This is a genomic window from Deferrisoma palaeochoriense, from assembly GCF_054656955.1.
Genome location: NZ_BAAHXI010000162.1, coordinates 1 through 759 on the forward strand (window position 1 = coordinate 1; position 759 = coordinate 759).

Below are 759 nucleotides of genomic sequence, written 5' to 3' on the forward strand. Positions count from 1 at the left end.
GCTGTTGTGCCCGTCGCCCGAACTCGAGGTGTAGTGGTTGGTGCTCGTGTGGCACACGTTGCAGATGCCGTCGTAGGGCGCCCCGCTCTTGGCGTAGTCGGTGCCCGTGGTGTTGGCGGTGAAGGTCACGGCCACGGTGGTCCCGGGTTTGCCCACGTCCTGGTCGTTGGTCTTGCTCACCGTGCGGTGGATCATCGAGATGTTCCCCGTGCCCGAGGCCCGGTCGCCGTGGGGGTCGTGGCAGTCCCAGCAGAACGTGCCGCCCGTGCCCGCCGCGTGCTTCGCCCCGTAGTGGTTCTCGTCCACGTCGAGCGCCGAGTCCCGGAGGGTGTAGAGCCCGCCCCCGCCGTCCGGGTCGTAGCCCGCGTCGCCCGCCGCGTGGCACACGAGGCACACGTTGTTCCACCCGTACCCGAAGTCTGGGTCCGAGGCGGTTGCGCCGTCGCGGTTGGCCAGGCGGAAGTAGTTGGCCCCGCCGTGAGGCACGGTGTAGTCGTGGCAGTAGTTGCACCCTTCGGGATCGTCGCCCGGCCCCGAAAACGCGGCCGCCGGGTTTCCGGTGACGTCGTAGGTGCCCGAGGCCCGGCCGTGGCCCGAATCGGCCCACTCGGCCGTGGACACGGCCGCCGTGTTGGCGTTGCCGTAGGTGTAGTCGTCGTTGTCGCTCCCGGCGGTGTGGCACCCGGCGCAGGCGCGGTTGTTGTCGATGTTGGGGGCGAACTCGGCGCTGTGGGGGTGACACGAGGTGCACCGGAGCCC

Annotated in this window: 1 pseudogene; it reads right to left on the bottom strand. The window is 70.2% G+C overall.

Annotation, left to right across the window (positions count from 1 at the left end):
- A pseudogene (locus ACYQ8L_RS18530) lies at nucleotides 1–759 on the bottom strand (hypothetical protein); the annotation flags it as partial.